Annotated in this window: 23 protein-coding genes; 5 read left to right on the plus strand and 18 right to left on the minus strand. The window is 69.2% G+C overall.

Features of this window, described 5'->3' with window-relative positions; all coding sequences use genetic code 11:
• The 14 genes from NR810_RS37755 to NR810_RS37820 all read right to left on the minus strand — a co-directional run.
• Window positions 1-774 (minus strand): serine/threonine protein kinase (locus NR810_RS37755; RefSeq protein WP_257459698.1); only part of this gene is annotated, 774 nt, incomplete at its 3' end.
• 85 nt (window positions 775-859) lie between these two features.
• Window positions 860-1,651: a hypothetical protein gene (locus NR810_RS37760; RefSeq protein ID WP_257459700.1), complete on the minus strand. Its 792-nt coding sequence runs from the start codon at window positions 1,649-1,651 to the stop codon at window positions 860-862.
• Window positions 1,648-2,931, minus strand: a complete 1,284-nt coding sequence (locus NR810_RS37765) for an ABC transporter permease (RefSeq protein ID WP_257459703.1) — start codon at window positions 2,929-2,931, stop codon at window positions 1,648-1,650. Before NR810_RS37765 ends, NR810_RS37760 begins: the two co-directional genes overlap by 4 nt.
• Window positions 2,928-3,623: an ABC transporter ATP-binding protein gene (locus tag NR810_RS37770; protein ID WP_257459704.1), complete on the minus strand. Its 696-nt coding sequence runs from the start codon at window positions 3,621-3,623 to the stop codon at window positions 2,928-2,930. Before NR810_RS37770 ends, NR810_RS37765 begins: the two co-directional genes overlap by 4 nt.
• Window positions 3,620-5,230: a hypothetical protein gene (locus NR810_RS37775; RefSeq protein WP_257459706.1), complete on the minus strand. Its 1,611-nt coding sequence runs from the start codon at window positions 5,228-5,230 to the stop codon at window positions 3,620-3,622. The genes NR810_RS37770 and NR810_RS37775 overlap by 4 nt, the downstream gene beginning before the upstream one ends.
• 194 nt (window positions 5,231-5,424) lie before the next feature.
• Window positions 5,425-6,483 (minus strand): YkgJ family cysteine cluster protein, encoded by a 1,059-nt coding sequence (locus tag NR810_RS37780; RefSeq protein WP_257459708.1) that lies wholly within the window; start codon window positions 6,481-6,483, stop codon window positions 5,425-5,427.
• Between the two features lie 63 nt (window positions 6,484-6,546).
• Complete coding sequence (locus NR810_RS37785; RefSeq protein ID WP_257459710.1) at window positions 6,547-7,125, minus strand: hypothetical protein; 579 nt, start codon at window positions 7,123-7,125, stop codon at window positions 6,547-6,549.
• Between the two features lie 12 nt (window positions 7,126-7,137).
• The gene (locus tag NR810_RS37790; RefSeq protein ID WP_257459711.1) at window positions 7,138-7,452 is read right to left on the minus strand and encodes a hypothetical protein; all 315 of its coding nucleotides are present in this window, start codon (window positions 7,450-7,452) and stop codon (window positions 7,138-7,140) included.
• 330 nt (window positions 7,453-7,782) lie between these two features.
• Window positions 7,783-8,061 (minus strand): hypothetical protein, encoded by a 279-nt coding sequence (locus NR810_RS37795; protein ID WP_257459713.1) that lies wholly within the window; start codon window positions 8,059-8,061, stop codon window positions 7,783-7,785.
• 313 nt (window positions 8,062-8,374) lie between these two features.
• Window positions 8,375-8,821: a hypothetical protein gene (locus NR810_RS37800; RefSeq protein WP_257459715.1), complete on the minus strand. Its 447-nt coding sequence runs from the start codon at window positions 8,819-8,821 to the stop codon at window positions 8,375-8,377.
• Between the two features lie 109 nt (window positions 8,822-8,930).
• Window positions 8,931-9,740, minus strand: a complete 810-nt coding sequence (locus NR810_RS37805; RefSeq protein ID WP_257459716.1) for a hypothetical protein — start codon at window positions 9,738-9,740, stop codon at window positions 8,931-8,933.
• A gap of 40 nt (window positions 9,741-9,780) precedes the next feature.
• Entirely contained in the window at window positions 9,781-10,968 is a 1,188-nt protein-coding gene (locus NR810_RS37810; RefSeq protein WP_257459718.1) for an ABC transporter substrate-binding protein, read from the minus strand.
• 27 nt (window positions 10,969-10,995) lie between these two features.
• Window positions 10,996-11,730, minus strand: coding sequence for a PspA/IM30 family protein (locus NR810_RS37815; RefSeq protein ID WP_257459720.1), 735 nt, complete (start codon window positions 11,728-11,730; stop codon window positions 10,996-10,998).
• 185 nt (window positions 11,731-11,915) lie between these two features.
• Window positions 11,916-13,247, minus strand: a complete 1,332-nt coding sequence (locus NR810_RS37820; protein WP_257459721.1) for a 5'-deoxyadenosine deaminase — start codon at window positions 13,245-13,247, stop codon at window positions 11,916-11,918.
• Between the two features lie 187 nt (window positions 13,248-13,434).
• On the opposite strand from NR810_RS37820, the gene NR810_RS37825 reads away from it, so the two are divergent.
• Together NR810_RS37825 and NR810_RS37830 are read left to right on the plus strand one after the other, a co-directional pair.
• The gene (locus tag NR810_RS37825; protein ID WP_257459722.1) at window positions 13,435-15,039 is read left to right on the plus strand and encodes a carbohydrate-binding module family 20 domain-containing protein; all 1,605 of its coding nucleotides are present in this window, start codon (window positions 13,435-13,437) and stop codon (window positions 15,037-15,039) included.
• Between the two features lie 156 nt (window positions 15,040-15,195).
• Window positions 15,196-16,230, plus strand: coding sequence for an aldo/keto reductase (locus NR810_RS37830; protein WP_257459723.1), 1,035 nt, complete (start codon window positions 15,196-15,198; stop codon window positions 16,228-16,230).
• Between the two features lie 2 nt (window positions 16,231-16,232).
• Here NR810_RS37830 and NR810_RS37835 read toward each other — a convergent pair whose 3' ends face one another.
• Genes NR810_RS37835 through NR810_RS37850 form a run of 4 tightly spaced genes read right to left on the minus strand, consistent with a single transcriptional unit; the run spans window position 16,233 to window position 19,175 of the window.
• The gene (locus tag NR810_RS37835) at window positions 16,233-16,637 is read right to left on the minus strand and encodes a cytidine deaminase (RefSeq protein WP_257459724.1); all 405 of its coding nucleotides are present in this window, start codon (window positions 16,635-16,637) and stop codon (window positions 16,233-16,235) included.
• Window positions 16,634-17,014 (minus strand): PilZ domain-containing protein, encoded by a 381-nt coding sequence (locus tag NR810_RS37840; RefSeq protein ID WP_257459725.1) that lies wholly within the window; start codon window positions 17,012-17,014, stop codon window positions 16,634-16,636. Before NR810_RS37840 ends, NR810_RS37835 begins: the two co-directional genes overlap by 4 nt.
• The gene (locus NR810_RS37845; RefSeq protein WP_257459726.1) at window positions 17,011-17,856 is read right to left on the minus strand and encodes a purine-nucleoside phosphorylase; all 846 of its coding nucleotides are present in this window, start codon (window positions 17,854-17,856) and stop codon (window positions 17,011-17,013) included. The genes NR810_RS37840 and NR810_RS37845 overlap by 4 nt, the downstream gene beginning before the upstream one ends.
• Window positions 17,857-17,870: 14 nt before the next feature.
• Window positions 17,871-19,175 carry a thymidine phosphorylase gene (locus tag NR810_RS37850; protein WP_257459727.1) on the minus strand — a complete coding sequence of 435 codons (1,305 nt, stop codon included), beginning with the start codon at window positions 19,173-19,175 and terminating at the stop codon, window positions 17,871-17,873.
• A 146-nt stretch (window positions 19,176-19,321) separates the two neighbouring features.
• Between NR810_RS37850 and NR810_RS37855 the strand changes: the two genes are divergently transcribed.
• From NR810_RS37855 to NR810_RS37865, 3 genes are read left to right on the plus strand one after another with little or no spacing between them, the layout of a single operon-like run.
• Window positions 19,322-20,788, plus strand: coding sequence for an ABC transporter ATP-binding protein (locus NR810_RS37855; protein WP_257459926.1), 1,467 nt, complete (start codon window positions 19,322-19,324; stop codon window positions 20,786-20,788).
• Entirely contained in the window at window positions 20,781-21,917 is a 1,137-nt protein-coding gene (locus NR810_RS37860) for an ABC transporter permease (RefSeq protein WP_257459728.1), read from the plus strand. The genes NR810_RS37855 and NR810_RS37860 overlap by 8 nt, the downstream gene beginning before the upstream one ends.
• A complete protein-coding gene (locus NR810_RS37865; RefSeq protein WP_257459729.1) occupies window positions 21,910-22,839 on the plus strand; it encodes an ABC transporter permease in 930 nt (309 codons plus the stop codon). The genes NR810_RS37860 and NR810_RS37865 overlap by 8 nt, the downstream gene beginning before the upstream one ends.
• Window positions 22,840-22,992: the final 153 nt, after the last annotated feature.

Below are 22,992 nucleotides of genomic sequence, written 5' to 3' on the forward strand. Positions count from 1 at the left end.
GGGGATGCGCCGGTTGTAGGTGGAGGGCGGCGGCACCTCGGCCTTGCGCACCTTCTCCAGCACGCTGAAGTCGCTGTCGCCCACGAAGAGCCGCTCGCCGGTGAGCATCTCGTAGAGACACACGCCGATGGCGAAGATGTCGGAGCGGCGGTCCAGCGGCATGCCGCGGATCTGCTCCGGGCTCATGTAGCCGAACTTGCCCTTGAGGATGCCGGCCTGCGTCTTGGTCGCCTTGCCCGCCGCCTTGGCGATACCGAAGTCGATGACCTTGACCTCGCCCTCGAAGGAGATGAGGACGTTCTGGGGCGAGATGTCGCGGTGGACGATGTTCAGGTCCCTGCCCAGGTTGTCCTTCTTACGGTGGGCGTAGTCGAGGCCCTCGCACATCTTGGCCACCACGAAGGCCACCAGCGGCACGGGAGCGGGCTCACCCTTCTTCCGGCACCGGTCGAAGATGGCCCGCATGTCCTTGCCGGGGATGTACTCCATCGCGATGAAGTAGCTGTTGGAGATCTGCCCCAGCTCGTAGATCTGCGCGACGTTGGCGTGGTTCAGCTGGACGCTGATCTTCGCCTCGTCGATGAACATCGAGATGAACTCGTCGTCCTCGGCGATGTTGGGGAGGATGCGCTTGATGGCGACGAGGCGCTCGAAACCTCCCGCGCCGAACATCTTTCCGCGCCACACCTCCGCCATACCGCCGATGTTGATGCGGTCGAGGAGGAGGTATTTCCCAAACGGAATGGGCTGCCGCTTCGGTTGAGTGGTCGTCACGGGCGTACGTGGCTCGGTGTTTGGAGGCCGAGCCTATCGACCGCCCCTCCATAGGGTCAACCATGGGGTCGTTCCCCGGGGGTCCTCAGGGGCTGGGGGCCGGAGCCAACTCCCCAGCGTCCGTAGCCTGAGGAGCAACATCGGCGGCCGGTGCACCCGATGGCTCCCGGAAGGGCTCCGGCGCCTCCCCTTCCTCTGGCGGTATGGGTTGGACGATCGCCACGTGCGGCTCCCCCTCGCCGGACACCACCGAGGGAAGGCCGAAGCGCTCGCCCGCCGGCAAGCCGACCAGGGTGATCCAGGCCAGCTCGCCCCCGGGGGCCACGCAGTAGATGAACGTTCCCACCGCCAGACCCGGGGCCTCCCGGACGGGACCCTGGCACCCTTGACGAACCTGGAGAGACCAGGACGGCGCGCGAGTCCCCCGCACGAGGTAGGGAGGCTGGCCCATGTCGGCCACCAGGGGCCGCAGCACCTCCGGCTCCGAGGGCACGGTACGGCCATGGCTCAGGGCCTGGGCCTGCTCCTGGAGGTGACGCAGGGACAGGGTGGCCACGTCCTCGGAGCGCAGCGGGACCTGGCTCTCCATGAGCACCAGGTCGAGAAAGAGCGCGCCCACCAGGACGATGGGCAACAGCCGGTAGCCCTTGAAGCCCTCGCCCCGTCCACGCAGGACGCCCCAGACGACCACCCCGAGCACCACCCCCGTGGCGGCCAGCACCACGGCGGGCCACACCAGCGGAGGGGGCGCGAGGAAGGCGGAGACCTCGGCGCTCCGGGCGCGCAGGGCGTCGCTCAGGTCTCCCCCGTAGAGCCACGCGAGGACCAGCAGGCAGACGACGTTGGCGAGGAGCGTCCTGGTCTTGGGCAGCGTCATCCGGCGAGCGTGCGTGCGGGGTCGGTGGCGGCGGCGCGGTGACTGGGGAACCAGGCGCCGGCCACCGCGGCCAGCAGGCCGAGCACCACGCCTCCGACCACCACCGGCCAGGGGAAGGAGAAGAAGCTGTCGGGCTTGAAGGGGAACTGCGGGAGGTAGGAGGACGCGAGCCGATCCACGAGCACCGCCAGCAGGAGCGCGGCGAGCGTGCCCAGCAGGCCTCCGGCCAGCCCCACCACGCCCGCCTCGGCGAGGACGATGTTGCGCACGTCCGAGCGCGAGGCCCCCACCGCTTGCATGACACCGATCTCCTTGGCCCGGGCGCGTACCGAGGCACTCAACGCGTGGGCGATGTTCACCGCCGCGAGCACGCAGATGAGGATGGACAGCAGCGCCAGCGCGGACGTGGTGAGGGCCACCGCCGCGCCCACGTTCTCCGCGAGCCGCCGCTCCTGGTCGTCGATCTCCAGGCCCATCTCCTTCACCGCCTCGATCAGGCCCGGCACGGCACCGGGGCTGGAGGCCACCAGGGTGACACCGGAGTACGTCTCCGTGTCCTGGCCCAGCTCGCGGTTGAGGCGGATGGCCGAGTCCAGGGGAATGGTGACGCCCGCGAGCAGCGCCCGGTCGGAGGCGCCCACCACCTGCACCTGGGAGGAGATGACCGGGGCTCCCGGCAGTGGGGCGGACACGAAGGAGCGGTTGAAGTCCACCGGCAGGGTGAAGCCGACGAGCATGTCCGGCGCGAGCCTCGGCAGCTTGCGGGCCGGGGCGAAGGTGTTGTTGTAGATCTCCAACAGCCGCGTGGAGATGACGGCCGGGAGGGGCTGACCGGGCCCGGGGTCCACGAACTTGTTCATCCGCACATCGCCCTCGACGAGGCCGGGGTCCACCCCCATCGCGAGGACGTCCACGCCCATGCGCAGCTTGCGGCCGAAGAAGTCGCCGTCGTAGCGGCTCGCCGCGGGGGCGCGCACGTTCATCTTCCGGTACAGCTTCTCCACGTCGGGCAGTGCCTGGAGGCGCTCCACCATGACGGTGTCCAGCTTGCCACCCCCGAGGAACGAGCCGAGCGACACCGCCGGGGGCACCACGTCCACCAGCCGCGCGTCCGAGGGGAAGATGCGCTCGCGGATGACGCGGCCCACCCCCAGACCCAGGCCCAGGAAGAAGACGAGCGCCCCCACGCCCATGGCCACGCCGAAGGCGGAGAAGAACGCGCCCCGCCGCTCGCGCACGAGGCTCTGCCGTACCAGGTGGGACAGCGCCGCCAACCTCATGACGCACCTCCCGCGAGCGCCGCCTGGGGCTCCTCGACGAGCCGGCCCTCCTTGAGGCGGAGCACGCGCCTGGCCGCCGAGCTCATCCGCTCCTCGTGGGTGACGGCGAGCAGGGTGAGGCCCTCGCGGTGCAGCTCCTGGAAGAGCGAGATGACCCCAGCGCCCGTGGCGGCGTCGAGGTTGCCGGTGGGCTCGTCACACAGGAGGAGCCTGGGTCCGGTGAAGAGGGCACGGGCGATGGCCACGCGCTGGCGCTCGCCGCCGGAGAGCCGTATCGGAGCGCGATCCTTCTTGGCCAGCAGTCCCACCCTGTCGAGCAGGGCCTCGGCGCGCCTGCGGGCCTCGACGGTCACGGGGCCGAAGTGCGAGGGCATCAGCACGTTCTCCACCGCGGACAGGTTGGGGATGAGGTGGAAGGACTGGAAGACGAAGCCCACGTGCTGGTTGCGGAAGCGCGCGAGCTCCTTGTCCTCGAGGCCGGACAACTTCACGCCGGCCACCTCGGCCTCGCCCTGGTAGTGCACGTCCAGCCCGCCCAGCAGGTGCAGCAACGTGGACTTGCCACTGCCGGAAGGGCCGACGACCGCGACGAAGTCACCGTCCGCCACGTCGAGCGAGAGGCCATCGAGGACGCGCACCTCGGTGCCGTCCCCATCCCTGTACTGTTTGACGATGTCGCGTGCGCGTATCAATGGGGTGCCAACCAGAGGGTGAGCTCGGCTTGCAGGGCCTTCTCCTTCTCGGAGAGGCCCAGCGTCACCGCGCGTAGGTCATCCGTGGCGTCCAGCCAGCGCACCGTGGTCGCCTTGATGGCGAAGCCACCGATGCCCCAGGCCTCGGAGGGGAGCGCCTTCACCGCGTCGGCGAGGCGCCGCAGGTCCACCACCGCGCCCAGCACGGGACCCTGGAGCACACCGCGCAGGTCCTCGGCCACGGGGATGTTGCCGGCGGGGCCCTCGAGCTTCGTGAGCGCGGCCTCGAGGCGGGACTGGGGCGCGGCGAGCGTCAGCTTGTCCCCCACTGCGGCGAAGTGAGCGCCCTCCCCTTGCCGGTAGGACGTCAGGTAGACGCGCTGGCCGGCGAGGTCCGCGGACTTCACCTCGGCGCCGAAACGCGGGGCGATGGCGGGCAGCTTCTCCAGGGTGGCGGGGAAGCTGGTGGTGTCCTTGGCCTCGCCCACCGCCACGAGGTGCACGTAGCGGAAGGGGTTGGTGCGCCGCGGATCCAACGAGGGCAGGCCCCCGGTGAGTTGCACGGTGGGAGCCAGGGCCACGCCCGCGACGAGGCCCGGCTTCAGCTTGTCGAGCACCTCGCCCTTGACGTCGAAGCCGCTCTCCTGCACCGCGCGGGTGACGTAGGAGCCGGCGAGGTAGGGCCAGATGCCGTTGAGCTGCGAGGGGTCTCCCCGGTAGCGCGCCACGAGGAAGCTGTCCTCCGGCAGATAACCGAGCAGCTCCGGGGCCTGCTGCGGGACGAGCGCGGAGAGCGAGGCCTGGGTGTCCGGCCACGGCGAGTCCATGCGCAGCGTCACGGCGCGCTCGCCGAGCGAGCCCGTCACGGTGACGGACTGGGTGGTGCCAGCCGGGACGAGGAAGCCGACGCCTCCGGGGAGGAAGGCGTAGAAGTCGCGCTCGGCGGGAAGCCGCTCGAGGGAGGCGGAGAGGAGCGGCTCCTGCGCGAGCGACTTGTCCGCGGGCAGCGTGGCGTAGCCGGAGAGCTGGGCCACCATGGGGCCCGCGCCCAGCAGGGCATAACCCTCGGAGAAGAGGAGGCCCAGGGAGGGCTGCTGCGCGCCGGGCCGGCTGAAGCTGACGAGGGTACCACCGGGGCTCTTCTGCTCGGCGCGCTGAGAGGCCCCGAGACGGTCACGAGCGAGCTTGGAGAAGGTCTCGGTGAGGGTCTTCTCATCCTTCACGCCGAGCACGGAGAAGGCCTGGCCGCCGCTGAGCAGGGCCACACCGGCGCCGCGGGAGGGGTCGATGCCAGCGGCCTCCATGGCCTGACGGTTGCGCAGGTCCACCCCCACCTGACGCATGACGCTGGAGACATAGGCCTCGGCGGACTGGGCGTTCTGGAGCTGGGCGACGAAGTTGGCCAGCTTGAGGTTCTGGAAGCGGGCGAGCTTCTCACCGAGGGCGCCGAGATCGGGGACGACGAGGGCGGCCTGGGCAGCGCGAGGAAGGAAGCGGGCAGGGTCTCTCGTCTTGGTCCCGAGCGCGCCCTGCTTCTCGCCGCAACGGGAGCAGCCGGCGAACACGAGCAAGAGGAGCAGGAGCCAGGGTGAGGCGCGGCGGAGCATAGGAGCGGGAGTGCAGACGGCCCGGGGCCCGGAGTCAAATTCATTCGTGCGGAGGGCACGGGCAACCCGTCCAGGGGCCGACCAAGCCGCCACCCCACGCCCTTCGGGAGGGGAAAAGGGAGTCCTCGGGTTCAGCCCTCTCCCTCTGGGAGAGGGACGGGGTGAGGGTCTGGCGGATCCAGGGTTGAACCCCACTACTCGCCCTGAACATCCCGTCGCAGGTCCGGAGCCACGTCCTGTCCGGCCAGGGCGACCTGCACGGCGGCGCGCTCGTGCTCGGAACCCCGGGACATCTCCATGACGAACTCCTTGAGCGCGGCGTTCGGGCGGAGGTGCTTGCGGTGGAGGGAGAACCCCTTCACGAACCAGAGGGCCGCGTTGCTGGCGTCCCCCTGCTGACGAGCGACCTTCCCGAGCTGAGTCATGGCGCGAACCCGTGAGCCCTCGGGGAGACGGGGGAAGACGGCCTCGAGCCGATTCCGAGCCTCATCCAGACGGCCGTCGAGGCGGTCGAGCCAGGCCAACTCGAGCGAAGCATCCAGGAGCGGACTGGCCTCCAGCAGCCGGCGGGCCTCATCCCGCCTGCCCAGCTCGGCGAGAACGACGGCACGCTCCAGGCGCAGGTCCTCCCGGTCGGGAGTCTGCGCGATCAGCTCATCCAGGACGGCGAGGGCCTCCGCCCAGCGGGCGCGGTAGAGGAACGATTGCAGGAGGTACTCGCGCCGCCTGCGGGGCTCCAGGTCCGAGACGTAGCGGATGTCGAAGCGCCGCTCCGCGTAGTGGAAGGCGACGGAGTATCCCGCGCCACAAGCGATGCACACGGCGAGCCCATCACACGAGGCCGCGCACCCCATCACCAAGGTCAGCCCGGCCCCGCAGCATTCACAGGTGCGCGGCTCGTCGGAGACGAAGCGGGCCTCGGGCGGGTTGACATGGTCACGGACCATGGACGCTCGAAAACCATCATCGCGGCAGTCATAGGAGCGGCAGACGAGGGGACGCTTGTCCCAGGCTCCACAGGCGGTGGTCTTCTCGTCGAAGTAGAAGCAGTGGCCCGAGGGAGCCTTCTTGAGGACATCGAGGAAGGGAGGCTGGGGAAGGAGCCCCTCGTCGAGGTCCTCCTGGGCCATCATCACGAGGAAGTGGCGGCAGCACAGCTCGTTGCAGGCCACCTGCTGCTTGAGCGCCATGCACGGCGTGCACGAGTTCGTGTACTCGCGCTTCGGCTTGTCTCCCATATAGCGGCGCAGCATCGGGTCCCCTTCGACGAGACGGAAAGGCGCACAGCCTACCAGGAGAGCCCGCCGCGGGGAGGCTCACCAGATGTTATCGGTGAAGAGGCAGTGGAGGAGTTGCACCTTCCCGAAGTCGGTGTTGCCGACCTGGAGGTCCGGCACGGGGGTGAAAAGAATCTCGTTGGGCAACCGGACGGTCCCGAACGAGTCACGCACGAGCGCGTCCAGCTTCGCCTCGAGCGACTGGAACTCGGGAGGAAGCGGAGGGAACCAGGCATGAGATGTCGACCGTTCCTCGTCCAAATCCACCTCCTGAGAGGCGTGGAGGAGATGGACAGGGGCCAGGAGGCTCGTGCTCACCACGACGGCTTTGTGCTCGCCCGTCGGCACCAGGGAGTCCGGTAGATAAACGCGGACACGGCGGCTCGGATCATAGGGAGGACCAGGCAAATCCCACAGGATGCACTCGGGAACCAGCTCGTGAACACGCTGGAGAAAGCTCTTCCAATTCCTCGTGTCTTCCAACGCTGCCCGGCGCACTGCATCCAACCGCCGATACTCCTCACTCTGCCTGTGTCTCGGGTCATCCCCATGAATCCCGGATGGGTAGTAGTGACGCACGAGCTTGATGAGGGCCTCCGCGGAAAAACGCTCGTCCATGCCGTCTGACTCTCAATCCTCAGGGAAGGATTTTGGCTCGATTCCCTGCGTGATGAACTTCGTCACGGTGGCGCCCTTGATGGAAACCAATAGCACCCGCAGCATTTCCTCCCTGAAATGCTTGCAGGCGAGGGCCGAGATCGTCTCATTCCCGAGCAGAATCACCTGAGCAGCCTCGTCCGCGGCTTCTGATGACCGCTTCTGCGCAACAGTGTTGGAGATGGAGCGCTTTTTGTTGGTGATGGGAACTCCGACCTCGACATCACACCAGGCCTGCAACGGCCTGTACTCGGAAATCCGAGCCAACAAGATGTTCACCTGGGCCACCTTCCACCCTCCTGGCCCCGCTCCCTCCTTGGACACAACCTCGTGGAACTCGAAAGCAGACGGTGGAATGTGTCCGCCGGAAGCCGTCGCGCACGCCTCCAGGAGGAGCGCCATTGCCCCGGCGAGAAGCAATCGTCCCAGGACCCTCCCCTGCATGGTGCCTCCGTGAGCCGGAACTCCCGGAAGCCAGTATGCGGAGAACCGCCGAGGCTTTGAAACGGCCCATGTCGTGCGGTGTCCCCTACCGTACGCGCGTGCCGTGCGGCAGCGGGCCCGTCGCGCGTCAGCAGCATCAGGTCCTCCTACCAGGAGAGCCCGCCGCGGGGAGGCTCACCAGATGTTATCGGTGAAGAGACAGTGGAGGAGTTGCACCTTTCCGAAGTCGGTGTTGCCGACCTGGAGGTCCGGCACGGGGGTGAAGAGAATCTCGTTGGGCAACCGGACGGTCCCGAACGAGTCACGCACGAGCGCGTCCAGCTTCGCCTCGAGCGACTGGAACTCGGGTGGCAAAGGGGCAAAGAAAGCACGGGACTCCGAGGTCTCCTCGCCCGTGCTGACGGTATGAGAAGCGTAGATGAGATGCACCGGAGCAAGGATGCTCGTGAGCACAGCGACATCCTTATGCTCGCCCTCCGACACCTGGGAAAGCGGCAGGTGGACGCGGAGGCGGCGACTCGGGTCGTAGAGAAGGCCCGGCAACTCCCACTGTCTGCATTCGGGAAGCTGCTCGCGAACACGCCGCCGGAACTCCTTCCAAGCTCCGTCATCCTTCTGTGCCGCCAGACGCGCCGCGGTCAACCGTTTGTATTCTTCGCTCTCTCTGTGCCGGGGGTCATCTCCATGAATCCCCGCTGGGTAGTAACGGTGCACGAGATCGACGAGAGCCTTCGCGGAGAAACGCGCATCCATACCGTCCGACCTCTCAATCCTCTGGGAAGGATTTGGGCTTGATGCCCAGCGTCATGAACTTCGTCACCCTGACGCCCTTGATGCTCACATCCAGCAGACGCCTTGTTTCGTTTCTGAACTCCCGACAAGCAATGGCGGAGAACGTCACACTCCCGCGCAGGACGATTTGCGCCGCTTCGTCCGAGGCTTCCGCGGCCTGCGTCTGAGCAAGCGAATCCGAGATGGAGCGCTCCCAATTCGTGATGGGAATTCCCACCTCGACATCACACCAGGTATTCAAGGGCCTGAGCCTGGAGACACGAGCCAACAGGATGTTCACCTGGGCAATCTTCCACCCTCCCGCCTCCCGGCCCTCCTTGGACACAACCTCGTGGAACTCGAAAGCAGACGGTGGAATGTGCCCACCGGAAGCCGTCGCGCACGCCTCCAGGAGGAGCGCCATTGCCCCGGCGAGAAGCAATCGCCCCAGGACCCTCCCCTGCATGGTGCCTCAGTGAGCCGGAACTCCCGGAAGCCAGTATGCGGAGAACCACCGAGGCCCTGAAACGGCTCACGCCGCGCGGTGTCCCCTACCGCACGCGCGTGCCGTGCGGCATCGGGCCCGAGGTCTCCTCGGTGAAGTCGAGGAAGCGCTCCATCTCGCGCACCGTCTCGTCCGTGGCGTGCGCCTCGGCGCTGAGCGCATCCAGCTGCCGGTTGACGGTCTCCGGATCTCGAATGGCGATGGACTGCTCGTGCGTCAGCCGCATCAAATCCTCGATGCTCGCCAGCTGGTGGCTCACCACCTCGCGGCTCTCACTCGCCTGCTCGAAGCGCGCCAGCCTCCGCTTCAGGATGTCCAGCCGCTTCTCCTTCACATCCTTCAGCCGCGGGTTCGCCTCCTGCGCCACCTCCGCCTCCAGCAGGCGGACCTCCTTCTCCAGCGACTGCCGCTCCGCCGAGTTGAGATAGTTGCGGTACTGGTTCAGCGTGGAGATGAGCCGCAGGAACGACGTCAGCAGCGTGTCCAGCCGCTGCTCGCTGCTCGCCGACAGCACCCGCCCGCCGGGCAGCTTCGCGTAGTTGGCGAGGATCTTCTCCTTCAGCCCCACCAGCACCTGGTAGTGCTCGCGCTGCGAGGGGGCCAGCTCCGCCAGCAGCGCCTCCATCTGCTGCCGCGCCGCCGCCTCTTCCTTCGCTCCCGGCTGGCTCGCGCGCACCGCGCGCCGGAAGCGCTTCGAGGAGAGAGCCACCCCCAGGTACACCCCCTCCACCCCGAGCGCCACCAACGACGGCAGCAGCTCTCCCGTCATGGCCGAGGACGCTCCAGCGGTCAGCAGTCCCACCAGGTTGGCGGGCATCAAGAAGGCGGCCTTCAGGAAGTTCGGAGTGCGGGCCACGGAAGTCCTCGCCAGGGGAGGCGCCTCGCGGACAGAGGGCTCAGGGCCCTCGCGCCTCCGACACGTATTTCAGCGCTCCGAGGTCGCGGGTGTCCTCGGCCGGCGGAACCGCCGCCGTGCGCTTGATCTTCCGGTAGAGCGCCGAGGCACTCTGGAAAAGCTCGTCATAGGTGACGGGCGCCTCGCCGGAAAGCCCGAAGAAGGCCCGATTGTCCGCCAGTGTCGCCGGAGGCGCGCTGCGGATGGCCTCGGTGGGGTCTCCCAGGTAGGGCGCCACCTCTCCCAACAGCCGCGCGCCGGGCCCCGGCTCCTTCAGGACGGCGCCGCCCGTGTCCAGCAGCCCGCGGATGATCCGGCGCACCGCGTCCGGATAGCGCGCGGCGTAGTCGCCCCGCGTCACCAGCACCGTGGCCACCAGATGCGGCGCATCCGCCGTGGTGGCCAGCACCGCGCCGCCCCTGTCCCGCGCCGCCAGCTCCACGTCACCCCACAGCCCCGCCACCGCGTCCGCCCGGCCCTCGCGCAACGCCCGGCCCGCGTCCAGCGTGGAGGGCAGATCCACCCACCGCACGTCCGCCATGCGCAGGCCCGCGCGCGACAGCACCCACAGCGTGAAGTAGTACGAGGAGCTCGTGGGGTACACCCCCAGCCGCTTGCCTCGCAGCGAGGCCAGGTCGGGCACGCCCACCGCCGCCAGCGCCTCCTGCCCGCGGCTGCGTCCCAGCAACATCACCGTGCGTGGCGCCGCGTCCCGCAGCGACGGCATCCACGCCGCCAGCCGGTCCACCGAGATGGCCGCCATGTCCACGCCACCGTTCTCGGCACCCACCGACAGCGCCTGCCGCAGCTCCTCCTCGGTGGGGAAGATGACGGCGCGCGCGTCCATGGCGTACGCCGTCTTCAACACGCCCTGCGCCGCGCCCGGCGGTGGCCCGGGGTTGTCCAGCGTCGAGGCCCCTCCGGTGGCCAGCAGCAGCGCCGCCGACGAGCCACGCGCGGTGAAGCCGATGAGCGTGGGCCTCAGCGGCACCGAGGCCACGTCCGCCACCGGTGCCGCCACTCCCGCGGGGAAGTCTCCCGGAGACAGGCGCACGGCCTCCTTCGCCGCCGGGAAGAAGCGCGCCTGCAGCCGGTCCAGGTACCCCAGCCGCGAGGCCACCAGGTACCCCACCGCCAGGACACACAGGGCGATGAACGGGGTGAGGCCGGGTCCGCGTTGCACTGCCATCAGAGCGGCCTCCTCCGTCCCACGGGACTACTTGATCTCCACCTTCTTGCCGATCGTCTTCTCGGTGCCACCACCCACCTCGGACACCGGCGCGGGGCTGTCCAGGCCCATCTCCATCTTCATCTGCTTGACCAGATCCATGGCCTGGAGGCGCTCGGCGTCCTCCTCGATCTGCACGGCCTGGTGGTCCACCGACTCGAGCGCCATCTGCATGCGCGCCTCGTTGACGGCGGCCTTCTCCTGGACCTTGCGCAGCATCTCGTCGTGCGTCTGGTCGATGCCGGCGACGGTGAAGGACTCCATCGCGTCGGCCACCTTGGACTGCCACTGGGCGCGGCGCGCATCGCGGATGGCGTTCATCGCCTCCTGCGTCTTCTTCTCCTTCTCGCGCATGAAGACCTTCTTCAGGTTCAGCGCCTTCTCGTACGCCTGCTTCGCCGTGGCCAGCTGCTGCTCGTTGCGCTCCAGCGCCGCCTTCTCCGTCTGCAGCTTGGTGGCGTACTGCGCCGCCAGGTCGTCACGTCCCGCCTGGATGGCCGCCTTCACCTTGGCCGTCAGCTCCCGGATGTCCTGGTTGTACTTCGCGTTCTCCTTCTCCAGCAGCGTCACGTTCGCCCGCACCATGGCGATGGACTCGTTCATCTTCGGAACCTGATCGTTCAGGTCACGAACGTTCTGCTCGAGAATGAGCTCAGGGTCCTCGATGGAGGAGACGAAGAAACCGAAGAAGCTCCGCATTGCCCTTCTGAACCGATGCCACATGGCGGCTGACTACCTCCTCCCAAAACCGAGTCCCGACGACCTTACACCAACCCACCGTCTTTCCACGTATGGCGTGTGCCTCGGATCTACGCTCGGCGAACGGCGGTGATTGCCAGCCGACGCCCGGAGGCCCCCCAGGCTCGCTCGGAGTGCGAGCAACCCCCACCCACAAGGTGGCTACGGCCTCACCGGCGGGTCCGGGAGGCGATACGCCCGGCGTGCTGGCGGGCGCTGGAGGCCACGGAGGCCGCATCCAGGGTGCGCAGGACGCGGTCCTTGAGGACGAGCTTCCCGTCGATGACCACGTGCACCACGTCACGGGACTGGGCGGAGTAGACGAGCGGCGAGAGCACGTCCCGGGGATCTGACGGGGTGGTGTGGAGCTCGGAGAGGTCCACCACGGTGATGTCCGCGCGCTTGCCCTCCTCCAGCGAGCCCACCTCCGCCTCCAGGCCCAGCGCACGGGCGCCGCCGAGCGTGGCCATCTCCAGCACGCGCTCGGGAGGCATGCCCCGGGGCCCCACCCGTGGCTTGTGTAGCAGCGCCGCCAGCCGCATCTCCACGAACATGTCCAGGTTGTTGTTGCAGGGCGCGCCGTCCGCGCCGAGGCACACCGTCACCCCCGCGTCCAGCAGTTCGGGCACCGGGGCGATGCCCGAGGCCAGCTTGAGGTTGGAGCCGGGGCAGTGACACACCACCGTGCGCGAGTCCCGTAGCAGGCCCCGCTCCTCCTCGGTGGGCCACACGCAGTGGGCCAGCGTCACATGCGGGCCGGTGAGGCCCAGCTCGTGGAAGTACGCGATGTTGTCCCGGCCCACCCGCTCGCGCACCACGTCGCACTCGGTGCGGTTCTCGCTGGCGTGGGTGTGGATGCGCACGCCCTTCTCCCGGGACAGGCGCGCCACCTCCTTGAGCAGCTTCTCCGTGCAGGAGAGCACGAAGCGCGGCGCGAAGGCGTAGCGCAGCCGGCCCCCGTGGGTGCCGTGCCAGCGCTCCAGCAGCGCCAGACTCTCCGCCAGCGAGGCCTCCGTGGACTCGTGCAGGCCGGTGGGCACGTCGGGCGCGTCCATCATCGCCTTGCCGCCGGTGAGCCGGAAGCCGCAGTCCCGGGCGGACTCGAAGACGGCGTCGTAGTGGCGCACCGTGCCCATGTCGAGCGCGGCCGTGGCCCCGGAGCGGATGAGCTCCGCGAAGGTGAGGTCCGCCGAGGCCCTCAGGGAGTCCGCGTCGTGCCCGGCCTCGAAGGGCCAGATGCGCTCGCGCAGCCAGTCCAGCAGCTCCAGCCCGTCCGCGCGGTTGCGGAAGAGCGTCTGACAGGCGTGCAGGTGCCCATGGATGAAGCCGGGCAGCACCACCTTGCCGGTGACGTCCAGCACGCGCAGGCCCGCGCCTCGCGTGCGGATGTTCCGCCCCAACCGGGCGATCCGCCCATCCTGGATGAGGACATCGGCTTCCGCGAGCACCTCGCGCTCGCGGTTCATGGTCACGATCAGGCCGTTGGTCAGGAGCAGGTCCACGGTCCCCCGGGTCTTATCACGGACCGCCTCCCCCACCCGCCCGGGGCTTCGTTCTGCATCCGACAGGACATCTCCCAAAGGCCCGTCATATCCGTAAATAAATTACTTTCTGAAAAACTTGACAGACCGTTTCTCGCTCAGCAAAACGCACCCGCAGTAGTAAATCTTTACCCCGGGAGCAGTTTGCATGAAGAGAGTCATCCCCTGTCTTGTCACGGTTGCATGTACCGCGGTGCTGACGGAGGCCACCCCGGTCCAGGCCGCCACGCAGCAAGCCCAGGCCAGCACCGCCATCCTCGTGCAGGGCTTCCACTGGAACTCAGCCAGTGCCGCGAACCCCAACTGGTACGGCACCCTCTCCAGCAAGGCGTCGGACCTGGGCTCCATGGGCTTCACGCACGTGTGGTTCCCGCCACCGAGCGACTCGGCGGCCAAGGAAGGCTATCTGCCCCGGCAGCTCAACGTCCTCAACTCGAGCTATGGCAGCGAGACCGACCTGAAGAACGCCATCACCGCCTTCAACAACAGTGGGGTGAAGGCTGTCGCGGATGTCGTCATCAACCACCGGGTGGGCACCGCCAACTGGGCCGACTTCACCAACCCCAGCTGGGGCAGCTACGCGGTGACGTCCAACGATGAGTGGGGCCAGGGCACGGGCGCCCCGGACTCGGGGGATGGCTACGGCGCCGCGCGTGACCTGGATCACAGCAACCAGGTGGTGCAGGGAGACATCAAGAACTGGCTGACCAGCCGGCTCAAGGGCGTGGGCTTCAGCGGCATCCGCTACGACTACTCCAAGGGCTACGCGCCGGGCTACGCGAAGATCTACCACGACGCCATGGCGCCGGACTTCTGCGTGGGCGAGGTGTGGACCGACCTCAACTACGGCAACGTGGACGCCCACCGGCAGCTGCTGATCAACTACGTCGATGGGACGGGCGGGGCGTGCGGCGTGTTCGACTTCACGACCAAGGGCCTGCTCAACCAGGCGCTGTCCGCCAACGAGTACGGACGGCTGAGGGACGGCGCGGGCAAGCCGGCGGGTGGTATCGGCTGGTGGGCGCAGAAGATGGTGACGTTCGTGGACAACCACGACACGGGGCCGAGCGAGAACTGCACCGTCGGGCAGCGCCACTGGCCGGTGCCCTGCGACAAGGTGATGCAGGGCTACGCCTACGTGCTCACCCACCCCGGCATCCCCGCCGTGTACTACCCGCACATCTATAACTGGAACCTCAAGGCGGAGATCAAGGCGCTGATGGACGTGCGCAAGGCGCAGGGCATCACCTCGACGTCGGCGGTGTCCATCCAGCGGGCCGAGAACGGCCTGTACGCGGCCATCATCAACGGCAACACGGCGATGAAGATCGGCGGCACGGACTGGAACCCTGGCACCGGCTGGACGATCGCCGCGTCCGGGAGCGGCTACGCGGTGTGGACGAAGGGCAGTGGTGGCGGGACGTGCACCACGGTGCCGGTGACCTTCAGCATCGCCAACGCCAACACCACCCTCGGCCAGAATCTCTACGTGGTGGGCAACCAGACAGTGCTGGGCAACTGGACCCCGGCCAATGGCTTCAAGCTGACCATCCAGGGCACCGGCGCCAACGCCACCTGGAGCGGCACGGCGAACCTCCCGCCCTCCACCGCCACCCAGTACAAGTACGTGAAGTGGAATGGTTCCACCGCGGCCTGGGAGAGCAATCAGACCACCAGCAGTGGCAACCGCGAGTTCACCACTCCGGCCTGTGGCGGCACCGCCACGCGCAGCGACGGTAACTTCAAGTTCTGAACCACCGACGTGCCCCACGGCCACTCGTCCCCGGGTGGCCGTGAGCTCCTCCGCGCGCTCCCTCCTATACGCCACCCGACACAGGCGCATGCGAGGGGGTGCCGCGCCGCGCCACCCTGCACCAGCATGGGCCGCGGCTCGTCACCGGAGGAGAGAATGGATTCGTCGCGCAGGGAGTTCTTGCAGCTGGCCGGGATGGCGGCGCTCGCCGCGGGAGCTGGAGTCGCGGAGGAGGCCGAGGCCCAGCAGGGCAGCGCCGCCCCGGCGCCGGATGCCATCCCCATGCGGCCGTTCGGAAAGACGGGCGTGAAGGTCTCGGCGCTCGGCATCGGCGGCTTCCACATCGGCGCACCGAAGGACGAGCAGGTCGGCATCCGCATCATCCAGGAGGCGCTCGACGCGGGCATCAACTTCCTGGACAACGCCTGGGACTACAACAAGGGCCGCTCCGAGGAGATCATGGGCAAGGCCCTCCAGGGCGGCCGGCGCGACAAGGCGTTCCTGATGACCAAGGTCTGCACGCATGGCCGTGGCAAGGACGTGGCCATGAAGCAGCTGGAGGACTCGCTGCGGCGGCTCCAGACGGACCACCTGGACCTCTGGCAGATCCACGAGGTCGTCTACGCCAACGACCCGGAGCTCCACTTCAAGAAGGGCGGAGTGGTGGAGGCGCTGGAGCTGGCCAAGAAGCAGGGCAAGGTCCGCTTCGTGGGCTTCACCGGGCACAAGCACCCGGATCTGCACCTCGAGATGCTCAAGCACGGCTTCCCGTTCGACGCGGTGCAGATGCCGCTCAACGTGTTCGACGGCACCTTCCGCAGCTTCGAGCAGCGCGTCCTCCCCGAGGTCCTCCGGCGGAAGATGGCGCCCCTGGGGATGAAGAGCCTGAGCGGCAATGCCGAGCCGGTGAAGAAGGGCGTGGTGACCCCCCAGGAGGCCATCCGCTACGCCATGAGCCTGCCGGTGGCCGTCACCATCAGCGGAATCGACTCCCCCGAGGTGCTCCAGCAGAACCTGGCCATCGCGCGCGGCTTCAAGCCCATGACGAAGCAGGAGATGGCGGACCTGCGCAACCGGGTGGCGCCGCTCGCCGCCGACGGACGCTTCGAGCTGTTCAAGACGTCGATGCAGTACGACGGAAACGAGGGGCGGGAGCAGCACGGCTTCCCACCCCAGGGCCAGCTCGGGTAGCTTTAGAGGAAGTCGCTCGTGAAGGCGTGCGGCAGCAGCTCGCCCAGCGTGTAGCGCGCCTCGTCCCCCTTGAGGTTGCGGCTGCGCACCGGCATTTCCTTCGGGGCGAACTCCAGCATCACCTGCCGGCACATGCCACACGGTGGGCACGGGGTGGGCGTATCCACCACGATGGCCACCGCCACCGGCCGGCTACGCCCCTGCGCCACACCGGCCGCCAACGCACCACGCTCGGCGCACACGGAGAGCCCATAGGAGGAGTTCTCCACGTTGCAGCCCGTCACCACCGAGCCGTCCGCGTAGAGCACCGCCGCCCCCACCGGAAACCGGGAGTACGGCGCGTGCGCGCGCTCGCGCACCTTCGTGGCCGCCTCGAACAGCTGCTCCCAGGGAATCTCCGCGCTCATGCACCACCTCCTGGAGTGGACTCCGCCATTTCGAGGTCGTCGAGGTAGCGGGCAATGCGCATCTCCGTCTCCACCGGCAGCTCCAGGAAGCGCGCGTGCGCGGACGAGCCCTTCGAGCCATGCCCCACGTTCAGCACCTCGCCCCGGAGGTGGAACTCGTCGATGGAACCAGGCAACGTGAAGCGGACCTCCACCTTCGAGCCCACCGGCAGGGCCGCGCCGAACCAGGCGAAGCCCCCGAGCGACAGGTTGCCCTCCCGGGACTCGAACATGTCCGCCGTGTCCGCCCGCCTCACGAGGAAGCGCATGGACACGCGGGGAGATTCCCGCCGCTCGTCATCCGACACCCGGACTCTGTCATTGGACTGCTCGTTCATGTGTTGCTCGCTCCGGCGCGGGCCACCGTGGGAAGAAAGTCCTCGAGGAGCCGGGTGAAGAGATCCTTCACCCGGTGGGCCGTCTCGGCCACTTCTTCATGCGTCAGGGGCTTGCCGCCGATACCCGCCGCCAGGTTGGTGATGCAGCTCACGCCCGCCACGCGCACTCCCATGTGGTTGGCGGCGATGACCTCGGGCACGGTACTCATGCCCACCGCGTCCGCGCCCAGGTGGCGCAGCATGCGGATCTCGGCCGGCGTCTCGTAGGCCGGGCCGGCGAGGATGGCGTAGACCCCCTGCTTGAGCTCCACGCCCATGCGCCGCCCCGACTCGCGCAGCTGGGACTGGAGGACCACCGGGTAGGCCGTGGTCATGTCCGGGAAGCGGGGCCCCAGCCGATCGTCGTTGGGTCCGGTCAGCGGGTTGTATCCCGAGAGGTTGAGGTGGTCGGTGATGACCATCAGGTCCCCCGGCCTGAAGTCCAGGTTCACCCCGCCCGCGGCGTTGGTCACCACCAGCGTGTGGATGCCGAGCGCGCACAGCACCCGGGCGGGAAAGGCTACCTGGGCCGGGGTATAGCCCTCGTAGGCGTGCACGCGGCCCTGCATGGCGACGATCGGCTCACCGCGCACGCGGCCCAGCACGAGCCGGCCCGCGTGGCCCGGCACCGACGAGTGGGGGAAGTGCGGGAGGTCCACGTACGGGAGGACCACCTTGTCCTCGAGGCCATCGGCGAATCCACCCAGCCCGCTGCCGAGGATGATGCCCACCTTGGGCGAGAGGCCGCCGGCCCGCGCCCGGATGGCCCCTACCGTCTCCTGCACCTGTTCGTAGAGCCCCATCGTCGCTCCGGATCCTACTCCAACCGCTCCACCACCAGCGGCCGGGGCGCGGGGGCCTGGGGCCCGAAGTGATAGGCCGCGAGCAGTCGCTCCTTCACCTCCTTCACCGGGCCCTCCTCGTTGAAGTGGATGCGCACGAGCGGCTCTCCCGCCTTCACGGGCTCGCCCACCTTGCGCAGCAGGGTGAAGCCCACGGCCGGATCGATGATGCTGTCCACCCGCTGGCGCCCCGCCCCGAGCACCACCGCCGCCATGCCCACCGCCTCCGTGTCGATGGCGGTGACGAAGCCCCCCTGCGACGCCAACACGTCCACGGTGGAGCGCGCCCGGGGCAGCAGTCCGTAGTCGTCGATGGCCCGAGGGTCTCCCCCCTGCGCCTGGACGATCTCCTTGAGCTTGCGCACCGCGCTCCCATCCTGGATGGCCCGCGCCAGCTTTTGACGCGCCTCGTCGATGGAGGCCGCCTTGCGCCCCAGCACCAGCATCTCCGCGGTGAGGGCCAGCGTCACCTCCGTGTAGTCCTCCGGCGCCCGGCCGCGCAGCATCTCCACGGCCTCCACCACCTCCAGCGCGTTGCCCACCGCGCGGCCCAGCGGCTGATCCATGTCCGTGAGCAGCGCCGTCACCTTGCGGCCCATCTCCGCGCCAATGCCAATCATCGTCCGGGCCAGGGTGCGCGCGTCCTCCACCTTCTTCATGAAGGCCCCGCTGCCCACCTTCACGTCCAGCACCAGCGCGTCGATGCCCTCCGCCAGCTTCTTGCTCATGATGGAGCTGGCGATGAGCGGGATGCAGTCCACCGTGGCCGTCACGTCCCGCAGCGCGTAGAGCTTCTTGTCCGCCGGCGCGATGGAGGCCGTCTGGCTGATGAGGCAGCACCCCACCTCACGCACCAGCCGGCGGTACTCGGACACCGGCACGTCCATCCGGAAGCCGGGAATGGACTCCAGCTTGTCCACCGTCCCGCCCGTATGCCCCAGGCCCCGGCCCGAAATCATCGGCACCGGCACCCCGCAGGCCGCAGCCAGGGGCGCCAGGCTCAGGGACACCTTGTCCCCCACCCCACCCGTGGAGTGCTTGTCCACCTTCACACCCGGTGTGTCCGACAGGTCCACCACCTCGCCGGACTCGAGCATCGCCCGCGCCCAGGCGCCGAGCTCCACCGCGTCCAGTCCCCGGAAGAAGACCGCCATGCAGAGGGCGGACATCTGGTAGTCCGGTACCGCCCCCGAGGTGTACGCCTCGATGAACGCCCGGATGTCCTCGGGCGCCAGCCGCTTTCCATCCCGCTTGGCCTTGATGAGCTCGTAGGGTCTCACGGCCACAGGCCATAGCAGGAGGCGGCCGGGCATGCACCGGGAGAAAGGCACGCCGTCACCCACCTCCCATCTGATAAGGGTGGACTGTGTTGATCTCCCTCCAGCACATCCACAAGCGCTTCGGCGCCGTGACGGCCCTGGACGACGTGTCCCTGGACATCGGCGCCGGGGAGGTACTCGCCCTGGTCGGCGAGAACGGCGCCGGTAAGTCCACCCTGATGAACGTACTCTACGGGCTCTACCAGGCCGACTCCGGTGACATCCTCGTCAAAGGACAGCCGGTGCGCCTGCGCAGCCCCAGGGACGCCATCGCCCTGGGCATCGGCATGGTGCACCAGCACTTCATGCTCGTCCCCACCCTGACGGTGGCGGAGAACGTGGTGCTCGGCCGCGAGCCCTCGCGCTGGGGACGGATGGACATGGACCGCGCCTGCGCGGAGGTGGCCGCCACCTGCGAGCGCTTCGGCTTCAAGCTGGATCCGCGCGCCCGGGTGGACACCCTCACGGTGGGCTCGCAGCAGAAGGTGGAGATCGTCAAGGCGCTCCACCGGGGCGCCCAGGTGCTCATCCTCGACGAGCCCACCGCCGTGCTCACCCCCCAGGAGGCGGATGACCTCTTCCGGGTGGCGCGCGGTCTGGCGGCGGGCGGGCGCACGGTGGTCTTCATCAGCCACAAGCTGCGCGAGGTGCTGAGCGTGGCCGAGCGGGTGGCGGTGATGCGGCGCGGCAAGCTCGTGGCCGAGGTGCGCGCCGCCAACACCAACAGCCAGGAGCTGGCCGCCCTGATGGTGGGCGAGTCGCGCGTCCCGCCCACCGAGGCCCAGGCGTACCACCCGCCCCAGGGAGAGAAGTTGCTGGAGGCCAGGGAGCTCCAGGCACGAGGGGCCGACGGGCGGCAGGCGCTGCGCGGGGTGTCCCTGGAGGTGCACGCGGGGGAGATCGTGGGCATCGCCGGGGTGGACGGAAACGGCCAGCGCGAGCTCGCCGAGGTGCTCACGGGCCTGCGCCACCTGGACGAGGGGAGCGGCAACCTGTTGGGCGCGCCGCTCACGGGACTGACGCCCGCCGGGGCCCGGCACCGGGGCGTGGGGCACATCCCCGAGGACCGGCTGTGGCGCGCGGTGGTGAAGGCCATGACGGTGGAGGAGAACGTGGCCCTGGGGAGGCAGGACCGGGCCCCCTTCGCCCAGGGGCTCCGGGTGGACTTCGAGGGCCGGCGCGAGCGGACCCAGGCGCTGCTGAAGGCCTATGACGTGCGGCCCCCGGACCCGGAGGTGCCGCTGCAGGCGCTGTCCGGTGGCAACCAGCAGAAGGTGGTGGTGGCGCGCGAGCTGGACGCGGCGCCGAAGCTGCTGGTGGTGGTGCAGCCCACGCGCGGCCTGGACATCGGCGCCGTGGCACAGGTGCAGGCGAAGCTGCGCGAGGCGCGCGACCGGGGCGCGGGGGTCCTGCTCGTTTCGTTGGATCTGGAGGAGGTCCTGGCCCTGTCCGACCGCATCTACGTCTTCTTCGAGGGGCGCATCACCGGCACCTTCACCCGCCCCGAGTTCGATGAGCGGGAGATCGGCCGCCGCATGCTCGGCGGAAACGGCCAGGAGGTGGCCCATGGGTGACCGGCTGCGCGCGGTGCTCCCCTCCGTCCTCTCCGTGCTCCTGGCCCTGGCGGTGTGCTGGGTGTTCATCGCCCTCACGCGCGACGCGGAGACGGCCACCGGGGCCTACCTCCACATGCTCCGCGGCGGCCTGGGTGACTGGTCGGCGTACCTCGATGGGGGCCGCGTCACCCTGCTGACCCGGCCCCTGGGCGAGGCCGCCATCAAGGCCGCCCTGCTCCTCTTCACCGGGCTGTCCGTGGCGGTGGCCTTCAAGGTGGGCCTCTTCAACATCGGCGCCCAGGGGCAGATGCTGGTGGGCGCGCTCGCGGCGGCGGTGGTGGGCGCGCAACTGACGCTGCCCTCCGCGCTGCACATCCCGGCGGCGCTGCTCGCGGCCGGCCTGGCCGGTGGCCTGTGGGCCCTCATCGCGGCGGTGCTCAAGCTCACCCGCGGCGTCCACGAGGTCATCTCCACCATCATGCTCAACTGGGTGGCGGTGAGCCTGGTGGACAACTGGCTGGCGGTGGGCCCCCTGCGGGCCGGAGCCGGCACCAACCTCTCCACCACGGGCACCGAGCAGATCGCCCCCACCGCCCAGCTTCCCCGGCTGATGGAGGACCTGTCCCGCCTGCACCTGGGCTTCCCGCTGGCGCTGGCGGTGGCACTGGCCGTCTGGGTGTGGCTCGCGCGGCTGCGCCAGGGCTTCGAGACACGCGCGGTGGGTCTGGGGGCCGAGGCGGCCCGGGCCGCGGGGATTCCCGTGGGCCGCCGCACCCTCGAGGCCATGGGACTGGCGGGCGCGCTCGCGGGCCTGGCCGGCGCGGTGCTGGTGCTGGGCACCGAGTTCCGGTACCCGGGCTCGCTGGGCGCCCCCTACGGCTTCGACGGCATCGCCATCTCGCTCATCGGTGGCAACCACCCGCTGGGCGTGGCGCTGTCCGCCCTCTTCTTCGGAGTGCTGCGCGCGGGCGGCACGCGCATGCAGCTGCTGGGCGTGCACAAGAGCTACCCCGAGCTCATCCAGGGTCTGGCCCTGCTCTTCGTGGCGGGCCGGCTGATATGGCTCGCCCTGCTGCGCCGGCGGCGGCTGGCGCCCCCGGCTCCCCACAAACAGCCGGAGCCCAGCCCGGAGGTGCCCCGTGCTTGAAATCATCGAAGCCCTCCTGGCCTCGACGCTCGAGTACTTCCCCGCGCTCCTCTTCGGCGCCCTGGGGGCCACGCTCTCCGAGCGCTCCGGCGTGGTGAACGTGGGCGTGGAGGGGATGATGCGCGCGGGCGCCTTCTGCGCGGCCGTGGCGGCCATCACCGTCCCCACCCCCGTGGGCGTACTGGCCGGCATGGCCGCCGGTGGCGCCCTGGCCGCCGTGCACGGCTACCTGAGCATCCGCTGGCGCTCGGACCAGGTGGTGTCCGGAATGGCCCTCAACCTCGTGGCGCTCGCGGGCGGCACCTACCTCCTCGAGGCCCTCTTCGGGCCCAACGGCACGACCCCCATCCAGCAGCTCACCCGCTGGCACCTGCCCTTCCTGTCCCAGGTGCCCCTGCTGCGCGCCTTCTCCGGCCACTCGGCCCTCACGTGGCTCGCCCTGACGCTGCCCTTCGCCTTCCACCTGATGCTGTACCACACGCCGCTGGGCCTGCGGCTGCGCGCCGTGGGCGACAAGCCCCACGCGGTGGCCACCCTCGGGCTGTCCGTGCCGGGGCTGCGCTGGTTGGCCGTGGTGGGCGGCGGAATGTTCGCCGGGCTGGGCGGAGCCGCCCTCTCCACCGCCGTGCTGGACCGCTTCGAGCAGCACACCCCGGCCGGCCTCGGCTTCATGGCCCTGGCCGCCACGGTGTTCGGCCGGTGGACGCCCCTGGGCGCCTTCTTCGCCTCGCTCTTCTTCGCCGCCGGCAACGCACTGCGCATCGGCCTGGCCTCCAGCGCCCCGGGCCTCGCCGAGGTGGTACCCCAGGGCTTCCTCCTCGCCCTTCCCTACCTCCTGACGCTGGTGCTGCTCGCCTTCCAGGGCAAGCGCACCCACTCCCCCGCCGCCCTCGGCACCCCCTACGAGCAGGAGTCCCGCTGAGGACGGGACACGGCTCCCCGGTCCGGGTCCCACGGGACCCGGGTCACCCGAGCCTGGGAGTCAGCCCTCACCCACCCCCCTTCTCATGGGCTTGGATGGGTAGGTCGGGCGTTACGACGCGCGACGCCTCAAGCGCGTGAATTTCCAATCAAA

The sequence above is a fragment of the Archangium lipolyticum genome, from assembly GCF_024623785.1.
Lineage (GTDB): Bacteria > Myxococcota > Myxococcia > Myxococcales > Myxococcaceae > Archangium > Archangium lipolyticum.